The organism is Serratia sp. CY44782, from assembly GCF_052168715.1.
Taxonomy (GTDB): Bacteria; Pseudomonadota; Gammaproteobacteria; order Enterobacterales; family Enterobacteriaceae; genus Serratia; species Serratia nevei.
The window spans coordinates 237,305-255,191 of sequence record NZ_JBJNME010000005.1 but is presented as its reverse complement, the minus strand read 5'-3'; the positions used below and the strand labels follow the sequence as shown (position 1 = coordinate 255,191).

The following is a 17,887-nucleotide window of genomic DNA, read 5'->3' as shown; positions in this document are numbered from 1 at the left end:
GGACAAAAAAGCCACTTTGTCGAGTTGGCCTAACAAAAGTGATGCATTTTCGCCTAGAATGCTACCAACGTTTGGGGCCGAATTTTCTCCAAAAAAGACAATGCCATAGCCGGAAAGCATTGACACTATAGATAAATTAAAGCCTGGTCTCAAAATATAATAAGACATAATTCCTCCTGTTCTAGAAGAGATAATTTAATCACATCTAAGAAAGAAAATCGTATCCTTTCAGGACACAGGAACCGACTTTGAGCCATTTTTATTGGTGCCCAGCACAACAGACTAAAACAGCCAATTAATGAGAATGTATGCGAATGAAATAAATTCATTAAAATAGAGTCTTGACAAGGTTTCTGAAAGCGCTCAATACAACACTGTACATACATTCAGTATTGTCTAGAGGCAGCGATGGAATCGCTTGAAGAACAAAAACAAACCTTAATACGCGTTCGACTCATAGCTGGGCTTGCTCTCATAGTTCCGTGACGCGTATCTGATTTGAGGCTGGTTAAGTGAGGTATTACCAGACAAAGGCTACGACGGGATGTTCATAACACTGACAGATACAGATAAACAATAGTTCACTAGCCACTTTAGTATGCATGAGTATGCATGTCTATGCTGCATGGAACTGCATGATCCAAAAAAGCTCTAAACCCGCCTGGCGCGCCAGTGATGGCACACCTTTGTACTTGTAAAACGCCAACATGACCTCCCCCTCTGTAAAAAGCAGGCAGGCGTGGCTATGATTGCGAGCGCCACAGTTAGAGATTGATCCGACCACATCATTGTTGATACAGTAACAAGATCATTATTCGTGCCACTTAATAGCTAATAGAGTTTTTAAAAAATTAAAGTGATAAAAAAGAGGGGTTATGGCAAATTTAATAGATTGGAGCACTTTAGATCATAAAGTAAAAGCTTACCTCGATATTGAAAATGGCATTGATACACGCCAGAAAGCTTTTCCTATACTTATGGTTGCAACATTATTAAACATTTCGGATGAAGAGGCTGAAGACTCAATAACAGATGGGGCAAAAGATCGTGGCGTAGATGCTGTTTTTATTGACGACAGAGATGGTAGGAATTCTATACATTTTTTCCAGTTCAAATACGCAGACAACTTCGAAAACACAAAAAAAAACTTTCCTAGTGCAGAAATAGATAAGCTAGTTTCTTTTTTTGAGAATTTATTAGATTTAGATAAAACATTGGAAAAAAGTTGCAACCCTATCCTCTGGAATAAAATAAAAGAAGTTTGGGATGCATTAAATAAGCCAAACCCTTCTATTGAAGTGCATTTTTGTGGCAATACTTTACCAATGCAAATCGATGAGAAGGAGCGGGCAGACGCGTCCCTAGGAAAATATAAATACTTCAATGTACATCATCATAGTTTAGATTCGATTGTTGACTATTTCGTTGACAAAAAACACATACCAATAAATGATAACATTCAGATTATCGACAAAGATTATTTTGATAGAACAGATGGTAGTATACGAGGTCTTATTTGCACTGTAGAAGCAAATGAAATAGTAAGGTTAATCACTGACAAAGAGCATGATAAAAAAGTCAGGGAAGATATTTTTAATGACAATGTTCGTGTTTATTTGAGTAGAACAAATAAAATAAACAGAAAAATAATCGAAACAGCTCTATCTGAGCAAAATTCACTGTTTTGGTATTTAAACAATGGTATCACAATAACATGTGACTCATTCTCTTATTTGAAGGGGAAGCGTGCACCAACAGTTGAGCTTGAGAATATTCAAATAGTCAATGGAGGGCAAACATCCAACGCTTTATTTGAAGCTAGTCAGACGGAACCGGAAAAACTTGACGATGTGTTAATCCTTGTTCGCATCATAGAAACCAAATCGCAACCAGTTAGCTTGGCTGTTGCTGAGTCAACTAATAGTCAGACACCAATTAAAACACGCGACCTTCGCTCAAATGACGATATACAGAAAAAATTGGAAGAAGCATTTGAAGGAATGGGATTGTTCTATGAAAGAAAAAGTGGCCAACACACAAATCAACTAGTTCATTTAAGAATTGATGCTCTAAGTGCTGGGCAAGCACATTTAGCATTTAACTTAGACTTACCAGAGGTAGCTAAAAAAGATAGAGGTAGGATTTTTTCTGATCTTTATGATCAAGTGTTTACAGACGAATTACAGCCGGATGATTTACTAGCCGCAGTACGTGTTCTAGATGCAATTGAAACTAGAAAGAAAAAAATTCAATCCTCGATTCGTAAAATGGAGGATTTTGACGCTAGTGAGATGTTCTTGATTGATGGAGCATACCATGTTCTTTTTGCTATAGGTCAAATATGTGAGATTAAAAAAATTTCTAGGCAGGATAGTGCTCAAGCAATCAAATTAATCCCGTCAGCAATCAAATACATATCAGAAGTTATAACTAAAGAACAGGAGGAAGATCCTGGTTTTTCATTCAACCGTTTCTTTAAAGATGCAAAAACAAAAACTAAAATCGCATTGCAAGTACAGATATCTGAGAATTAACAGTTAAAGTTATTTAAAATAAGCCTCATGTAGAACATAAGGCTTATTAATACATTATAATATTTAATTCCTTTTATCGCCCAAGCTATAGGGAATGAATTAAATAGCCCCTAACCATTCATTTATTTTCTGTATTTACCGTTACTGTGGAATCAGCTCGTTACGAACAAACACCTCGCTCACCCCTTTCACATTACCGAACCCGTCGCAGTTCTCCACACAATACACATCAGTTTCGGTAGTAACTGCGAGCAAGCTTTTTCTCGCTAGGTATTCAACGAATTAAAACACCTAGGAGGAATGGTCGTTGCCGAACCAGTTGGAGAATATCAGGGAGTTCGAACAACCAGAAAAGGAAATGGCGTAGCTAAACAATGAGAAGGTAAAGGCCCTGATGAATGCCTGCCATATTCATGGCAATCCTGAACTTACACTAATCGTGAGAATATGCTTATCAACGGGCGCAAGGTGGAATGAGGCTGCTAAATTAAAGCCTTCACAGTTATCAAAATATAAAGTCACTTACACGAACACAAAGGGGAGGAAGAACAGGAGCGTGCCGATTTCAAAGGAACTGTATGAAGACCTGATCGCGATGGACGGAAAAGAATTTGATCCATGTTATAAGTAATTCTATCGAATGTTGAGACTGGTGAACATTACGCTTCCTGAGGGGCAAATGACGCATGTTCTAAGGTGTATTAGTCGCGACTTGATCTGACATATGACCTTGAAAGGTTGAGAGTTACCGGTTTTGATATGGGTGTCGAATCCTTATACAAAACACAAGGTAACTCTCATGTTTCATACTACCAATCCCGTCATCAAACACAAAGCCGGTTTGCTCAATCTGGCTGAAGAACTCAGCAATGTCTCGAAAGCCTGCAAAATCATGGGCGTTTCACGTGACACGTTTTACCGTTATCGCGAACTGGCCGATGAAGGCGGTGTGGACGCGCTGATTAACCGCAGCCGACGCGCTCCCAATCTCAAAAATCGTACTGACGATGCAACTGAACAGGCCGTTGTTGATTATGCTGTTGCATTCCCTGCTCATGGACAGCACCGAACCAGCAATAAGTTGCGTAAACAGGGTGTTTTTATCTCAGGCAGTGGTGTCCGGTCTGTCTGGCTGCGCCACAACCTTGAGAACTTTAAAAAACGTCTGAAAGCGCTGGAAGAAAAAGTGGCCCGTGAGGGTATCGAACTGACCGACAACCAGATAGCAGCACTGGAGCGTAAAGCTAGTGATGATGAGGCTTGCGGCCAGATTGAAACCGCACATCCCGGCTATCTGGGTTCACAGGATACGTTCTACGTGGGCAACCTGAAAGGTGTCGGACGTATTTACCAGCAGACGTTCGTCGATACGTTCTCAAAGGTAGCTCACTGCAAGCTGTATGTCACCAAAACACCCATTACAGCAGCTGATTTACTGAATGATCGTGTGCTGCCGTTTTATGAGTCTCAGGAACTACCGATGCTGAGGATACTGACCGACAGAGGAACAGAATACTGCGGCAAAGTGGAGCAGCACGATTACCTGCTCTATCTGGCGATAAATGATATCGACCACACGAAAACCAAAGCAATGTCACCGCAGACCAACGGCATCTGTGAGCGGTTCCATAAAACGATCCTGAACGAATTTTATCAGGTGACGTTCCGTAAAAAGCTGTATGGCGATCTGGGCACGTTACAAACGGATCTTGATGAATGGCTGGCTTACTATAATAATGAGCGAACTCATCAGGGAAAAATGTGCTGTGGGCGGACGCCGATGAAAACGTTACTTGATGGAAAGCGCATCTGGGCTGAGAAAAATTTAAGCCAGATGTAATCTGACAGATACCTGTATAAATAACCGGTAACTGTCAGATCAGGTCTGAGCTAATATATCTAAGGCACACATTCGCTAGCCATTTCATGATGGGCGGCGGAAACATCATTGTTTTGCAGCGCATCCTGGGGCACTCGGATATCAGGGTAACAATGCGATACGCCCACTTCGCCCCAGATTATTTGGAAGATGTTTTAATGTTAAATCCGCTAGCCAATCTTAGTCATTAGAGTGACGGAGCTAAAACCAGTTAAATATATAATACGTGGTTAGCATTAGTGGACATGTACTAAATATACACCCAACATTCTCATTCAACTCACCTTAACAATATATTCTGAGCAATTACTCTGATATTTAATAAAGTAAAATATCAGAGCATTAATTAAAAACAGATACTATTAAAATCAAGGAGCTTGATATAAAAACGTTTCAAATCCATTCTAAAACAATAACAAATAGATTTAAAAAATAACTATTTTTATGTATTTTTTTTCATATCCATTGATGTCACACCAACTATTTAGCCTGTCCTCGTCCGTGCTCAAATAGGAGAAACCATTATCTAAGGAAAGAACCAATGTTACCTGATTAATGGGCTTTATGACACCTTCACAAACAGTAAAACATTGAGTTTGCGCTAGTTTTAAAAACTCAGAATCTAAATCAACATTATATTTCTCAAGATAATAATTAATATTATCTTGAGATGCTTCAAACGCCCCACCATATGCAGCCAATAAATTTATAATAGATATTTGGGTATCAGTTAATTTTATCGGCTCCCATAAATTATCATCACCTCTTGCTAACTCTTTCTCACTTAACTCAACAGTCTTATATAACCAACCAGCTCTTTCAGGTGTTGCTTTTGGGGTCGCAATTAACATGGGTGCGACATTATTCATATATATGCCATCATCCCATGGCATTTTTATTTTGAAGTAATTGGATATTTTAGACCAAACCAATTCTAAAATCACTTCTATTGAATTAAATCGAGTTGAACCACAAGTAACCCAACTACAATTCTCACCAATAAAAACAAATGGATTCCCCCCACCCTTAATAATGCAATACTCATTAGACGTAATTAGAGATGGGAGTGATGGAACTCCATAGCCTTTACTGCCACTCACAAACTCATCTTCTAACAAATCTAGAAATGCTGAACGTATTCCAAACTCCGTTTTATATCCACCATAGCCATGGATAATTGTTATTGGTGCAATCATCTCTTGAACTAAAACATAAAAAAGCAAGCCATCCTCTTTGGGAATGTCATTAATTTCATAGTAATGATTGGGAGCTTCCCTACCTGTTATTTGTTCAAAGTGCTTTCTGGCATCTTCAATTTCCGGGATGTAATTTTCGTGCTCTATCTTATTTTCAAAATGTTCTGAGAAAGCTTTACGTATAACTGATAAGTGTTTTATCGCATCGCTCATATCAGCTTTAGTCAAAGTTTTTTTAACTTCAAATATACAAAGAACCTGTTCTATTTCATAGATAAACTTTCCTGTCCTACCATAACTTACTCCATCACCACACACTAACATGCAATCAATTTGTACTTGTAGCATACTCCCACCAACGGAGATGAAGCCACTCACAACATTAAGTTCCAAATCTGGCGGTAATACATAATCTTTAGCCAACCCATCTCTTGTTATGGCTTCATAACCGTCACCTAATGTCGGCATATGAAACATTGGAATTTGAGATAAAACTTTAGTTTCATATTCAATAAAACATTTTAATAAATCAGAGGATCTTTTTAACAATTTATATCACCTTTTTTTATTTTCAGGATTTATAGTAACACTAGATGATTAAATGATGTTTTAAAATTAAAGTCTATGATTAATATCACGTTACCAAAAAAGTTTACTTGCCTGTTCAATTCTACATCCATTAACGCCAAAGGAACAAAGGGTATATAGATGTCAGTATAAAGATACTCAACGAGTCATTTGAAAAACTAACTGCCAGATACTCTCATAAGAGTGACCATAAAGTGACTACACAGGTGGAAAAAGGGTGCAGCACGGTAGAATAGGAGGCGTGGTAAGTGGTTGTTTTTCTTGTAAGTCACTGTTTTTTTTTAAATGATAAACAAAAAAAGACCGAATACGATTCCTATATTCGGTCTAGGGAAATGGCTCTTGGGAGAGAGCCGTGCGCTAAAAGTTGGCATTTAATGCAGGGCTTGTTCAGCCGTGCACTTTAAGAGTAGCCTACCGCGCCAGTTTTGCCAGCCGCCCGGCGGCCGCGTGATAGTTTCGTGACGAAATAACTATGCGGCAAATGCGCATCAATCCGCGCACCTTGGGCAAGACGTTGGCAAACAAGCGGTTAGTCAGCGCACAGCTTCTCGGCGCGTTCGATAAACGGCGCCAGGCTCATTTTTTTCCCCGGTTCGGCAGGGTCGTCCAGCAGGAGCACCTCCAGCGGTTGCGCGCGCTGATGGCCCTTCTTCACCTGCTGCTCCGCTGCGTCGTTGAGCGGGTATTGCATCAGAGTGCTGTTGTTGAGCACGAACAGCGCGCCGCCGCTGCGGCACTGCAGCGTCACTTCTTCCTTGGTGAACGCCCACTGTTTGCCGTATTCCAGTTTGGTGATGTTCACCAGTTTGTCTGCCGCCAGCGCGCCGGTCGCGGTTGCCAGCAGCGTAATGCCGAGTAATACCGATTTCATGTGTTGGCCTTAAGGTTGCTATTCACGTCGATTTTCCCGCAGCTTGCCCGGTTGCGGCAAGCCGAAATGTCAAACCGGCGCATAGGTTGCAAATAAACTGACCAGCAGCAGCACCGCCCCCCCCAGCCCGACTTCGAGCCAGCAGGCAAGCACCACGCCGCGCTGCGCCAGCGCCGGCACGCGGCTCATTGCCGGCACGATGGCGTAGCGATTGGCCAGCGCCACCATCACCATCAGCGCCACCAGCGCGGTTTTGATCAGCAGCAGGCGCTGATAAGGCGAGCCGAGGTTGAGCGGCCAACCGCCGAGAATAATCAGGCTGTTGACGATGCCGGTGACGATCACCGCCGCCACCGCCAGGTGCCCCCAGCGCGAGAAACGGATCAGCGTGGTGATGGCGTCGCTGCGCCACTGCGGCGGCTGCAGGTAGCGCAGGCAAACCAGCAGCGGCGCCAGGCAGCCGAACCAGTAGCCGGCGGCCAGCAGGTGCACCGCATGGTTGGCCCGGTGCAGCACGCCCAGCGTGCCTTCGTGCATCGCCGCGTGGCCGATGAACGCCAGGCTGACCAGCAGCAGCGCCGAACACAGCGCCAACGCCTGCGCGCGCGGCCTTTCCGGCAGCAGCAGGCTCAGGATCGCCAGCAGCGACAGGCCCAGATGCCAGCGCCACACTTCGCCGAAGGTGGTACCGAGCACCGCCCACCAAACCTCCAGCAGCCAGGCGTCTTCCCAACCGTCGCCCATTTGCCCGGCCTGAATGGCCAGCAGCGCCACGGCGGAAAGCCCGGCAATCCAGGTGCCGGCAAGCAGCAGCGGGCGCACATCGCGGGAGAGGATCGGGGAGAGGCGCTGCGGTGACAATAAGGCGGTGAACAGACTGATGCCGAACATCAGCATCACCGCCGCAAAGTGCACCAAGCGACACAGAACGAACAGGGTCGCCAGACTCACGATCAGTTTACGGTGAAGCTGTACTGGCCTTTGGTTTTATGCCCGTCGACCGACACCACATGCCAGCTGACGTTGTATTTGCCCGCACTCAGTTCGCCTTCGATCGGCACATTGACCTGGGTGTTGTTGTTCGGATCGAGCTGCAGCTTGCCGGTTTTCACCACGGCGTTGTCCGGGCCGGTGATTTTCACGCCGCTGAAGTTCGGCTCGATGCCTTCGGAGAAGCTGAGGGTCAGCGCCTTCGGCGCCGGGCTGACGCTGGCGTCGGCCTTCGGCGTTTCCACTTTCAGATGGGCGTGTGCCAGCGCTTGCTGCGAAGACAGGCCGACGAACAGGACGAAAACGGTGGAAAGCAGGCGACAGGAGGAACGAATTTTACCGATCACAGTGGTATCCCTTAACAGTATAAAGAGGGTCATAAGGGTTAAGGCCACAGCCAAGGCGATGTATCAGCGGCCCCAACCCACCGCAAGTGATTGCGCCACGGGTAAACAGAAAAACGGGTTGTATCGGCTAACCCGCTGTTTTGACTCTACCATCCCTGTAGCGTATCGCGGTAAATCATAACGACCACGCTGCGGCAAGTCGAGCGCATCACTGGCATTTTGCGATCCGGCAGCACGTATCGCCGCATAACCGCGATAAACGCAAGGTAAAAAAAACCGCGCGTCAGGCTCGCCCGCGCGCGGTTTTTCGGTGTTCTGATGCGGATTAAGCCTGGCCGTTGCCGCCCTGGCCCATCGCGCCCATTTTCTTCAGATCTTTGTCGATGAAGAACAGGCCTTTGCCGCTGGTGCCCACCAGCGCCAGCTTATCCAGCACGGATTTGAACAGTTTCTCTTCTTCGTGCTGCTCCGCCACGTACCACTGCAGGAAATTGAAGGTGGAGTAATCGTGTGCGGTCATAGCGGCGTGCGCCAGTTCGTTGATCTGACGGGTGATCAGCTGTTCGTGTTCGTAGGTCTGCTGGAACACGTCCGCCAGCGATTCGAACGACACCGGCGGCGCGGCGATGGTGCCCAGCAGCGGCAGAGAGCCGGTGTCGCTCAGGTAGTCGAACAGACGTTGCATATGCTGCATCTCTTCCTGAGAGTGCTCTTTAAGAAATGCGGCGGCGCCTTCAAAGCCTTTATCGCTGCACCATGCGCTCATCTGCAAGTACAGGTTGGCGGAGTAGAACTCCAGATTCAGTTGCTCATTCAGCTTTTGAGTCATTTCTTGCGTCAGCATAATGATTCCTTTTATTTTGCAGGTCATGAATTTAATTTCCGCGCATTATGCCCTGCTGCCGTAAAAATAAAAACACCTTATTTACACTCAAATCACATTAATTATAAAAATCATATATATCAATGAATTAAAATATCAACACCACATTGAGAATTAACATGATAATTATTTTCATCTTTTATTTTAATCAAAAAGCGAATCATTCTTATTTAAAAGAATAAATAGATTGCATTACTCCCGGACAAATATCGCCCGCAGCAGCGGCGCAACGGGCTTGCCAAGCGCCGCCGGGTGGATTACCTTCTGCGCAGGTTCAAAGCGGCAAAGTAAGTAAGGAGCATAGCGTGGGTTACAATCTGGCCGAGCTGTCTAAAGAAGAGATGGACCGGGTGAACGTGGATCTCGCCGCCTCAGGCGTGGCGTACAAAGAGCGCTACAACATGCCGGTGATCCCGGAAGTGGTGGAGCGTGAGCAGCCGGAAGCGCTGCGCGACTATTTTCGCGAGCGCGTGGCGCACTACCGCGCGGAATCCCACAGGTTTTCGCGCCTGCCGTACGAGCCGAAGGTCAAATAACAAAAAACCCGCCGTAACGGCGGGTTTTTTACGTCACTTGCCGGCGAACCGGTCGGTGGCGATCATCAGCTGGTGCAAGATGCCCGGCTCATCAAACGAATGCCCCGCCCCTTCCACGATATGCAACTCCGCTTCCGGCCAGGCCTTAGCCAGATCCCAGGCGTTCTGCACCTGGCAGGCCATGTCATAGCGGCCGTGGACGATCACCGCCGGAATATGGCGGATTAGCGGCACGTTGCGCAGCAGCTGGTCATCGCTCTCCAGGAAGCCCAGGTGGGTGAAATAGTGGTTTTCAATGCGGGCGAATGCCAGGGCGAAATCATCCTCGCCGAACGAAGCGGATTCGCGGCTCGGCAACAGCGTCACCGTCTCCCCTTCCCACACGCTCCACAGCTTGGCCGCTTCGAGCTGCACCTGCGGATCGGTCGAGGTCAGCCGCTGCCGGTAGGCGGCGATCACGTCTTTACGCTCTTCATCCGACAGAATGGACAGCACGCGCGCCCATTTGTCCGGGAAGAAGCGTGACGCGCCGTCCTGGTAATACCAATGCAGTTCCTGCTTACGCAGGGTGAAGATGCCGCGCAGCACCATTTCACTGACGCGTTCCGGGTGGGTCTGCGCATAGGCGAGCGCCAGCGTCGATCCCCAGGAACCGCCAAACACCAGCCATTGATCGACGCCGGCCATTTCGCGCAGCCGCTCGATATCAGCCACCAAATGCCAGGTGGTGTTGTTGTCCAGGCTGGCGTGCGGACGGGAGCGGCCACAGCCCCGCTGATCGAACAGCAGCACCTTGTAGCGTTCCGGATCGAACAGCTGACGATGATGCGGGGAGATGCCGCCGCCCGGCCCGCCGTGAATGAAGACCGCCGGTTTACCGTTCGGGTTGCCGCTCAGCTCCCAGTAGATCCGGTGGCCATCCCCAGTGTCCAGCCAACCGCTGTCGTATGCTGCTAACGGCGGGTACAAACCTCGTAATTGTTCCATGGCGCTTTCCGTCTCTCTGTGAGTCATGCTTTCATCAAAGCGGAAGCCGCCCGGCAGGTCAACGGTAAAACCCGAAAACTCGAACGCGCGCCGAGAACTCAGCGCGCGTTTGCTCAAAATCACAACGACCTGCCTGCAAAATGCCCACAGGTCCGATCGGTTGAGGGGCACATTCGCTCCCCGGCGGGGCTCAATTAGCCACCTTTGCGCATATGCGGCTCACGCATCTCCTGTGCAGTTTTCGCCTCGATGCTCAGCTCCGCCGTCGGGCGCAGCAGCAGGCGCGCCAGCCCGATAGGTTCGCCGGTTTCCCGACAGTAGCCGTACTCGCCGTTCTGCAATCGCGCCAGCGCCGCATCGATTTTCGGCAGCAGGCGGCTTTCGCGATCCAACTGGCGGAACAGCAGGCGCAGATCCTCTTCGCGCGCCGCCTTGTCGGCTTCATCGCCCGTCGCTTCGCCGCCGTCGATCTCTTTTTTCAGCTCATCGATGTGCAGCAGCAACTTTTGCCGCTCGTCCTGCAACAGTTGGCGGAAAAACGCCCGTTGAACCGAGTTCATATAATCAGAATCCGGCATGGCCAGCAGTTGCTGCGCATCCGGTAACGTCATGACTGTCATTGCGCTCTCCCAACACCAAAAGTGTAACATTATAACATAATATTTATTTTTAGCACCCGGTCATCCAAAAACAAAATTTCATGCACAAACAGCCGGTTAACCTAAACCTGCACTTTGCCGCTTGCATCCTCTTGGCTTTAGGCGGTTAATGGCTGAGCAAGCCACCCAATCATAGGTAACGAGAGGCCATCATGAGTAAGGGAATGGATAGCAAAAAGAATGCGAAGAAGAAGCCGTTGAAAACCCCAGCTGAGAAACGTGCGGAGAAACGCGCCAAAAAAGCGCATCCGTCTGGTGAGTAAGCGTCCTTCCATCCGTCATTAAACCCGCCAAGGCGGGTTTTTTATTGCCTGTAGCGAGGGGGCGGTTGGCACGGCCGCCTGTGCCGGTTAAGCTGAGGGCTGACGGCAACGCGGAGGAAAACATGACGTTACGCGTAATAGATACCGAGACCTGCGGGCTGGACGGCGGCGTGGTGGAAGTGGCCTCCCTCGATCTGCTCGACGGTCAATTGACCAACCCGATGAGCGATCTGGTCAGCCCGGATCGCCCCATCAGCCTCGACGCGATGGCGATTCATCACATCACCGAGCAAATGGTGGAAGGCAAACCTCGCATCGCGGTGGCAATCGGCCGCTATCAGGGCAGCCCTTACTACGTGGCGCACAACGCCGCTTTCGATCGCGGCGTACTGCCGGAGATGAACGGCGCCTGGATCTGTACCCTCAAGCTGGCGCGCACGCTGTATCCGGACATCAAGTACGGCAACCAATATCTGCGCTACGCGCTGAACCTGGACGTGCAGCTACCGGCAGACGCCACGCTGTATCCGCACCGCGCGCTGTATGACTGCTATGTCACCGCCGCGCTGCTGCAACGCATCATCAAGGATTCGGGCTGGACGCCGGAGCAAATGGTGCAGATCACCGAACAACCGGTGCTGCTGAAGAAGTTCAAATTCGGCAAGTATCGCGGGCAGGAGATCGATCGCATCGCCCAGGAAGATCCCGGCTATCTGCGCTGGATGCTGAAATCCATCGACGATCTGAGCCCGGACATGAAGCACACGCTGAAATACTATCTGATTGGCTAACACGGCGGGCGGCACAGAGGCTGCCCGCCGAATACCGTTACTCCGCCAGCGCCAGAATGAAGGCGTACTCCAGCGCAATATCCTCATAGGCCTTGAAGCGCCCGGACTTGCCGCCGTGGCCGGCATCCATGTCGGTATACAGCAGCAGCTGCCGATCGTCGGTTTTCAGCTCGCGCAGCTTGGCCACCCACTTGGCCGGCTCCCAATACTGCACCTGCGAATCGTGCAGGCCGGTGGTCACCAGCAGATGCGGGTATGCCTGCGCCTTCACCTGATCGTACGGGCTGTACTGCTTGATGTAGTCGTAATAGGCCTGCTCGTTCGGGTTGCCCCACTCGTCGTATTCGCCGGTGGTCAGCGGGATCGACTCGTCCAACATGGTGGTCACCACGTCGACGAACGGCACCTGCGCCACCACGCCGTGGAACAGCTGCGGCGCCTGGTTGATCACCGCCCCCATCAGCAGGCCGCCGGCGCTGCCGCCCATGGCGAACACCCGCTTGCCGTCGCCGTATCCCTGGGCGACCAGCGTTTCGGTCACGTCGATAAAATCGTTGAAGGTGTTCTGCTTGTTGAACAGCTTGCCGTCTTCATACCACAGCTGCCCCAGCTCGCCGCCGCCGCGAATGTGCGCCAGCACGAATACGAAGCCGCGATCGAGCAGGCTCAGGCGGCTGGCGCTGAACGCCGGATCCATGCTGCTGCCGTAGGAGCCGTAGCCGTACACCATCAGCGGGTTGGCGCCGCGCTGGAAGCGGTCCTGGCGATACACCAGCGAGACCGGCACCTCGACACCGTCGCGCGCCTTCACCCACACCCGCTCGCTGCGGTAATTTTCCGGCGTGAAGTTCTTCACTTCCTGCTGTTTGAGCATCGTCCGCTCGCCGCTGTCCATGTTCAGCTCGTACAGCGTGGTCGGGGTGGTCATCGACGAATAGCCGTAGCGCAGCAGCGCGGTCTCCGGATCCGGGTTATACGCCAGCCAGGTGGTGTAAGTCGGATCGTCGAAGGCGATGCGCTTCTCTTCGCCAGTCTGCCAGTGGATCTGGCGCAGCAGCGTCAGGCCGGCGCTGCGCTCCTCCACCACCAGCCAGTCGCGGAACAGGCTGAAGCCCTCCAGCATCACGTCGGCGCGCGGGGCGATCAGCGTCTGCCACTGCGCTTCGTCCGCCTGTTCGCTTTGGTACAGGCCGAAGTTCTTGCCGTCCTTGTTGGAGCGGATGTAGAAATGCTGGTGATAGTGATCGATGGCGTACTCATGATCCTTGCGGCGCGGCACGAACAGCTGCGGCTTGGCGTCCGCACGATCGGCATCCAGCAGCAGGATCTCCGAGGTGGTGGTGCTGCTCAGGTGGATCAGGATAAAGCGCTCGGAGGTGGTCTTCTCCAGCCCGACGTAGAAAGTATCGTCCCGCTCTTCGTAAATCAGCTCGTCCTGCTGCGGATCGCTGCCCACCACGTGGCGATAGACCTGATACGGCAACAGCGTCTTGGCGTGCTTGCGCACGTAGTACACCGTCGAGGAGTCGTTGGCCCACTCGAAGCTGCCGGAGGTGTTCTCCAGCACTTCGTCCGCCCAGCTGCCGTCGGCCAGGTTCTTGAAGCGAATGTCATACTGGCGGCGCGACAGGAAATCCTCCGCCACCCCCAGCCGCTGGTTGTCGGGGCTGACGTCCAGCCCGCCCAGGGTGTAAAACTCGTGGTTCTCGGCGCGCTGGTTGCCGTCGATAAGCACCTCCCAGTGCTCGCTCTCGGCCTGCGGCTGGCGCACGGAAATCGCGTATTCGTTGCCCGGCTCATAGCGCGTCTGATAGCGATAGCCGTGGCGCACGTATGGCACCGAATGTTCCTGCTGCGGGATGCGCGCCACCATCTCTTCGTACAGGGTTTCGCGCAGCGCCTGCTGCGGTTTCAGCATCGCATCGGTGTAGGCGTTCTCCGCCTGCAGGTAGTCCAGCACCTGGCGGTCTGCGCGCTCGTCGTCGCGCAGCCAGTAATAGTCATCCACGCGCGTGTCGCCGTGGATGGTGATGGGATAAGGGCGTTTTTCCGCTTTCGGTGGGGTCATCATTGCTAAATCATCCGCTTACATAGATTGCGGCAAGAGTGACACGATTCCCCCCGGCTTGCCAAGCGGCGCTATGCCAGCCCGCGTTTTTTCTCGTTGACGTCGCTCTCGATGCCCTGCTTGACGTCCGCCGGGATCTTCAGCGCCTGCGCCAGCGCATCGAGGTAGCCGCGCTCCATAAAGTGGTCGACGTCGATCACCAGGCAGCTCAGATAGTAAACCTCCAGCGCCTCGTCTTCGTTTTGCACGCTGCGGGCGATCAATTCCGGGTTGAGCGGCTGATCGAGCGCTTCCTGCACCCAGCTCTGCGCCTCCTCCCCCACCTGCAGCTGCGCCAGGCTGTGATCGATGGCGCGCTGCTCGTCGGCATCGATATGGCCGTCGCTCTTGGCGGCGAACACCAGCGCCTGCACCAGGCGTTTGGCGCGCAGATCCACCGGGGTGGTTTGCAAACCGAACTGCGGTTCGCCCTGATGGGTCTCCTTCACCCGCTGCTTGTACTTGTTCCACAACACCGCGCCCACCGCCGCGCTGCCGCCGACAATCAGCGCATTCTTGCCGAACTTGCCCACCAGCTTGCGTGAGGATTTGTTGGCCAACAGCACGCCGACCAGGCCGCCCAGCGCCGTGGGCGCCAGCAGCTTGCCGATGCCTTCTGCTCCGCCCATCGCGCCGGCCTTCTGCCCGATCAACGTTTGAATCTGCTGCATCCAGTTACTTTTCATCATCTACCCCTTGCGTGAAAAAGCGCGGCGCGCAGGCGCGGCCGAACCGACGGTAAACCGCCAGATTAGGGGATCTTTTGTCAATTTACGTCTGGGGGATGCAAACCTGTGTGTAGCGGATCGGCGGGCCGGGAGTCCCGCCGGGATAAGCTGCGGCGTTACGCTTCTTCGTCGCCCGCTTCGTCGTCCTGCTCGTACTCCGCCAGCTCGTCGCGCATCGCCTGGATGGCGTCGCGGGTCATCAGCGCCAGCGTGCGGTAGAAAGCGGTGGTGGCGTGCGCTTCCACTTTGCCGAGGAAGCGGCCGCACCATGGCAGCAGGAACTCGTCGAACAGGGCGATCTGCGCCTGCGCTTCATCTTCCTGCGACTGATCTTCCAGCCAGGACGCTGCCAGCAGCAGCTGGCCGAAATGGTCGGCCGGCGCCTCCGCCAGCGGCATGCCGCGCTGCTGCAGGAAGGTGCGCACTTCCGCCTCGCTGGCGCCTTCGACGTAGTCGGAGCGGAACGGCGACACGCTGCATTCGCTGCCGACGAACATCGCGTTGAAATCAGTCGCCAGCTGGTTGACGTCGCAGCCCTGCTGCAGGCGCTTCAACAGGTCATCCTGCTCCAGCGGCCAGTGCTGCTGCAGCTTGCCCTCTTTGATCAGCGCGAACAGCGGCACCAGCAGCGGATCCTGCGGCTGACGGTAGAACAGCGTACCCAGCACGCGGCAGACAATGGAAAACTCATTCATGATAATGCCTTATACAATACGGAAAATTTTGCCGGGACGATGTCACAAATCGGCCAATTCCGCAATCGCCGGCTTGCCGCGCCGCTCGAGAAAGTCCAGCAACCGGCGCGGGCTAACGTTGAGAATGCGCTCCTGCGGGAAGCCCACCTCTTCGATAATGCGCTCGCAGTGCTCAAAGTTACCCAGCGAAAAGGCGACGTGCGAATCCGAGCCCAGCGCCAGCCAGCCGCCGGCATCGCGCACCGCGGCGGCGATCGCCCGGCAGTTGGCCTCGCTGCCCTTGCGGGAATGGGTGAACGACGAGTTATTCAGCTCCAGCGCCACCTCGTATTTGGCCGCCGCCGCCGCGACGGCGGGAATGTCGATCGGGTAGCGCGGGTTGCCGGGGTGGCTGATGATATGCACGTCCCCCTGCGCCATTGCGGCGATCATCGCTTCAGTATTGGACGCTTTATCCTGCGGCGCAAACACCGGCTCATGGAAACCGGCGATGATCACGTCGGTGGCGGTCAACATCGGGCCGGTGCAGTCGATGTCGCCCTGCAGGTTTTTGATGTTGGCTTCGATGCCGCGCAAAATGCCCACGCCGTTCACCAGGCGCGGCCACACGTGCATGTTCATAAAGTGCCAGTAGTGAGGCGCATCGGCCATGTCCGGGCCGTGATCGGTGATAGCGAACAGCTTGATGCCCTTCTGCTGGGCTTCGGCGATGTAATCGTGCAGCGTGCTGTAGGCGTGGGTGCTGGCGACGGTGTGCATATGCAAATCAACGGGGTACATTGTTTCTCCTTCCAGAGGGCCCGCCCGCAAAGGTACGGGCAGGCGCGATGACGATAACAGCTTATCAGTTACCGAACGGCGGCTGAAGGATCAGTAACCCCGCTGCCTGTCGACCACGCCGGCCGGGGCATGCCCCGCCTCCAGCGCGCGGATGTTGGCGGCGATCTGATCCATCGCCTGCTGCGGCAACGTGATGGCAGCAATATGCGGGGTAATGGTGACACGCGGATGACGCCAGAACGGATGATCCTGCGGCAGCGGCTCGCGGGCGAACACGTCCAGCGTGGCAGCGGCCAGTTGCCCCTGCTCCAGCGCCGCCAGCAGATCGGCCTCCACCAGATGCGCGCCGCGCGCAATGTTGATGAGATAGGCGCCCGTGCTCAACTGCGCGAACAGCTCGCGGTTGAGGATGCCGACGGTCTCCGGCGTATTGGGCAGCAGGTTGATCACCAATTTGACGCCGTCGAGGAAGGCCGCGCGCTGCGCCTCCCCGGCGAAGCTTTGCACGCCATCGATCTGTTTGGCGCTGCGGCTCCAGCAGCGCACGCTAAAGCCAAACTCGGTCAGCTTGCGCGCCACGCTCTGCCCCAGCACGCCGGCGCCGAGGATGCCGATGGTAAAATCATCCAGCGAGTGCGGATCGAGCGGCTGCCACTCCTGCCGCTGCTGCAGCGCCTGATACTCGTCGAAACGGCGGAAATAGCGCAGCACATAGCTCAACGCATATTCCTGCATCTGCTGCGCCATGCCGGTATCCTCCAGCCGCAGCAGCGGCACGCCAGCGGGCAGCGTGCCGGGGTGTTTGCGCTCCTGATCGAGGATCGCGTCAACGCCGGCGCCGAGGGCGAACACCGCTTTCAGATCGCGGCGGTTGGCCAGCATTTCGTGCGGCGGGCGCCACACCAGCGCGTAATCGGCCGGCCGCTCGTCGCCACGCTGCCACTCGCGGATCTCGGCCTGCGGCAGGCGTTGCTTGATGCCGGCCAGCCATTCCTGGGCGTTAAACAAGGGGTGGTAATAAATGATGTTCATACTGCGGGCTCCCGTTTG

The 17,887-nt window shown here is 52.6% G+C and carries 17 protein-coding genes and 1 pseudogene; 6 read left to right on the top strand and 12 right to left on the bottom strand.

The genetic code is table 11. The features are described 5' to 3' along the window. Positions 1–875 precede the first annotated feature (875 nt). The 4 genes and pseudogenes from ACJ8HT_RS11560 to ACJ8HT_RS11545 form a co-directional block, all read left to right on the top strand. Entirely contained in the window at positions 876–2,534 is a 1,659-nt protein-coding gene (locus ACJ8HT_RS11560; RefSeq protein ID WP_197651983.1) for an AIPR family protein, read from the top strand. A gap of 394 nt (positions 2,535–2,928) precedes the next feature. Further along, positions 2,929–3,165, top strand: a complete 237-nt coding sequence (locus tag ACJ8HT_RS11555; RefSeq protein ID WP_350429763.1) for a tyrosine-type recombinase/integrase — start codon at positions 2,929–2,931, stop codon at positions 3,163–3,165. Positions 3,166–3,333: 168 nt separating this feature from the next. Further along, a complete protein-coding gene (locus tag ACJ8HT_RS11550) occupies positions 3,334–4,374 on the top strand; it encodes an IS481 family transposase (RefSeq protein ID WP_197651984.1) in 1,041 nt (346 codons plus the stop codon). Positions 4,375–4,433: 59 nt separating this feature from the next. Continuing rightward, positions 4,434–4,604, top strand: a pseudogene (locus tag ACJ8HT_RS11545) (tyrosine-type recombinase/integrase); the annotation flags it as partial. Between the two features lie 234 nt (positions 4,605–4,838). On the opposite strand, the gene ACJ8HT_RS11540 reads toward ACJ8HT_RS11545, so the two are convergent. The 5 genes from ACJ8HT_RS11540 to ftnA all read right to left on the bottom strand — a co-directional run bounded on the left by ACJ8HT_RS11540 (position 4,839) and on the right by ftnA (position 9,252). Next, on the bottom strand, positions 4,839–6,158 hold the full coding sequence (locus tag ACJ8HT_RS11540) for a DUF6602 domain-containing protein (protein ID WP_197651986.1): 1,320 nt from the start codon (positions 6,156–6,158) through the stop codon (positions 4,839–4,841). Positions 6,159–6,729: 571 nt separating this feature from the next. Then, positions 6,730–7,071, bottom strand: coding sequence for a YebY family protein (locus ACJ8HT_RS11535; protein WP_025302452.1), 342 nt, complete (start codon positions 7,069–7,071; stop codon positions 6,730–6,732). A 69-nt stretch (positions 7,072–7,140) separates the two neighbouring features. Continuing rightward, entirely contained in the window at positions 7,141–8,022 is an 882-nt protein-coding gene (gene copD, locus ACJ8HT_RS11530) for a copper homeostasis membrane protein CopD (protein ID WP_197651987.1), read from the bottom strand. A 2-nt stretch (positions 8,023–8,024) separates the two neighbouring features. After that, positions 8,025–8,441 carry a CopC domain-containing protein YobA gene (yobA, locus tag ACJ8HT_RS11525; protein ID WP_046686875.1) on the bottom strand — a complete coding sequence of 139 codons (417 nt, stop codon included), beginning with the start codon at positions 8,439–8,441 and terminating at the stop codon, positions 8,025–8,027. A 292-nt stretch (positions 8,442–8,733) separates the two neighbouring features. Continuing rightward, positions 8,734–9,252: a non-heme ferritin gene (gene ftnA, locus ACJ8HT_RS11520; protein ID WP_102984835.1), complete on the bottom strand. Its 519-nt coding sequence runs from the start codon at positions 9,250–9,252 to the stop codon at positions 8,734–8,736. A gap of 344 nt (positions 9,253–9,596) precedes the next feature. On the opposite strand from ftnA, the gene ACJ8HT_RS11515 reads away from it, so the two are divergent. Next, on the top strand, positions 9,597–9,827 hold the full coding sequence (locus ACJ8HT_RS11515) for a DNA polymerase III subunit theta (protein WP_033638067.1): 231 nt from the start codon (positions 9,597–9,599) through the stop codon (positions 9,825–9,827). A gap of 33 nt (positions 9,828–9,860) precedes the next feature. Here the strand turns inward: ACJ8HT_RS11515 and pip are convergent, their stop codons facing one another. Continuing rightward, on the bottom strand, positions 9,861–10,814 hold the full coding sequence (gene pip / locus ACJ8HT_RS11510) for a prolyl aminopeptidase (RefSeq protein ID WP_197651988.1): 954 nt from the start codon (positions 10,812–10,814) through the stop codon (positions 9,861–9,863). A 194-nt stretch (positions 10,815–11,008) separates the two neighbouring features. Next, positions 11,009–11,434, bottom strand: coding sequence for an RNA polymerase-binding protein DksA (dksA, locus tag ACJ8HT_RS11505; protein WP_033653830.1), 426 nt, complete (start codon positions 11,432–11,434; stop codon positions 11,009–11,011). A gap of 424 nt (positions 11,435–11,858) precedes the next feature. On the opposite strand from dksA, the gene exoX reads away from it, so the two are divergent. Continuing rightward, the gene (gene exoX, locus ACJ8HT_RS11500) at positions 11,859–12,527 is read left to right on the top strand and encodes an exodeoxyribonuclease X (protein ID WP_004928833.1); all 669 of its coding nucleotides are present in this window, start codon (positions 11,859–11,861) and stop codon (positions 12,525–12,527) included. Positions 12,528–12,564: 37 nt separating this feature from the next. On the opposite strand, the gene ACJ8HT_RS11495 is transcribed toward exoX, so the two are convergent. The 5 genes from ACJ8HT_RS11495 to ghrA all read right to left on the bottom strand — a co-directional run bounded on the left by ACJ8HT_RS11495 (position 12,565) and on the right by ghrA (position 17,869). Further along, positions 12,565–14,598, bottom strand: coding sequence for a S9 family peptidase (locus tag ACJ8HT_RS11495; protein ID WP_060419487.1), 2,034 nt, complete (start codon positions 14,596–14,598; stop codon positions 12,565–12,567). Between the two features lie 68 nt (positions 14,599–14,666). Then, positions 14,667–15,320 (bottom strand): tellurite resistance TerB family protein, encoded by a 654-nt coding sequence (locus tag ACJ8HT_RS11490; RefSeq protein ID WP_197651989.1) that lies wholly within the window; start codon positions 15,318–15,320, stop codon positions 14,667–14,669. Between the two features lie 158 nt (positions 15,321–15,478). Continuing rightward, a complete protein-coding gene (locus tag ACJ8HT_RS11485; RefSeq protein WP_038875853.1) occupies positions 15,479–16,057 on the bottom strand; it encodes a TorD/DmsD family molecular chaperone in 579 nt (192 codons plus the stop codon). Positions 16,058–16,099: 42 nt separating this feature from the next. Then, complete coding sequence (locus ACJ8HT_RS11480; RefSeq protein ID WP_049202798.1) at positions 16,100–16,837, bottom strand: phosphatase; 738 nt, start codon at positions 16,835–16,837, stop codon at positions 16,100–16,102. Between the two features lie 90 nt (positions 16,838–16,927). Continuing rightward, positions 16,928–17,869, bottom strand: a complete 942-nt coding sequence (gene ghrA / locus ACJ8HT_RS11475) for a glyoxylate/hydroxypyruvate reductase GhrA (RefSeq protein WP_060419491.1) — start codon at positions 17,867–17,869, stop codon at positions 16,928–16,930. Positions 17,870–17,887 lie beyond the last annotated feature (18 nt).

Excerpts from the sequence above, each read along its gene's own strand:
- ghrA (WP_060419491.1), bottom strand. The coding sequence starts at position 17,869 with ATGAACATCATTTATTACCACCCCTTGTTTAACGCCCAGGAATGGCTG.
- ACJ8HT_RS11485 (WP_038875853.1), bottom strand. The coding sequence starts at position 16,057 with ATGAATGAGTTTTCCATTGTCTGCCGCGTGCTGGGTACGCTGTTCTAC.
- ftnA (WP_102984835.1), bottom strand. The coding sequence starts at position 9,252 with ATGCTGACGCAAGAAATGACTCAAAAGCTGAATGAGCAACTGAATCTG.
- yobA (WP_046686875.1), bottom strand. The coding sequence starts at position 8,441 with ATGACCCTCTTTATACTGTTAAGGGATACCACTGTGATCGGTAAAATT.
- ACJ8HT_RS11550 (WP_197651984.1), top strand. The coding sequence starts at position 3,334 with ATGTTTCATACTACCAATCCCGTCATCAAACACAAAGCCGGTTTGCTC.
- ACJ8HT_RS11535 (WP_025302452.1), bottom strand. The coding sequence starts at position 7,071 with ATGAAATCGGTATTACTCGGCATTACGCTGCTGGCAACCGCGACCGGC.
- ACJ8HT_RS11555 (WP_350429763.1), top strand. The coding sequence starts at position 2,929 with ATGAATGCCTGCCATATTCATGGCAATCCTGAACTTACACTAATCGTG.
- ACJ8HT_RS11490 (WP_197651989.1), bottom strand. The coding sequence starts at position 15,320 with ATGAAAAGTAACTGGATGCAGCAGATTCAAACGTTGATCGGGCAGAAG.
- ACJ8HT_RS11560 (WP_197651983.1), top strand. The coding sequence starts at position 876 with ATGGCAAATTTAATAGATTGGAGCACTTTAGATCATAAAGTAAAAGCT.
- dksA (WP_033653830.1), bottom strand. The coding sequence starts at position 11,434 with ATGACAGTCATGACGTTACCGGATGCGCAGCAACTGCTGGCCATGCCG.
- ACJ8HT_RS11480 (WP_049202798.1), bottom strand. The coding sequence starts at position 16,837 with ATGTACCCCGTTGATTTGCATATGCACACCGTCGCCAGCACCCACGCC.
- ACJ8HT_RS11495 (WP_060419487.1), bottom strand. The coding sequence starts at position 14,598 with ATGATGACCCCACCGAAAGCGGAAAAACGCCCTTATCCCATCACCATC.
- pip (WP_197651988.1), bottom strand. The coding sequence starts at position 10,814 with ATGGAACAATTACGAGGTTTGTACCCGCCGTTAGCAGCATACGACAGC.
- exoX (WP_004928833.1), top strand. The coding sequence starts at position 11,859 with ATGACGTTACGCGTAATAGATACCGAGACCTGCGGGCTGGACGGCGGC.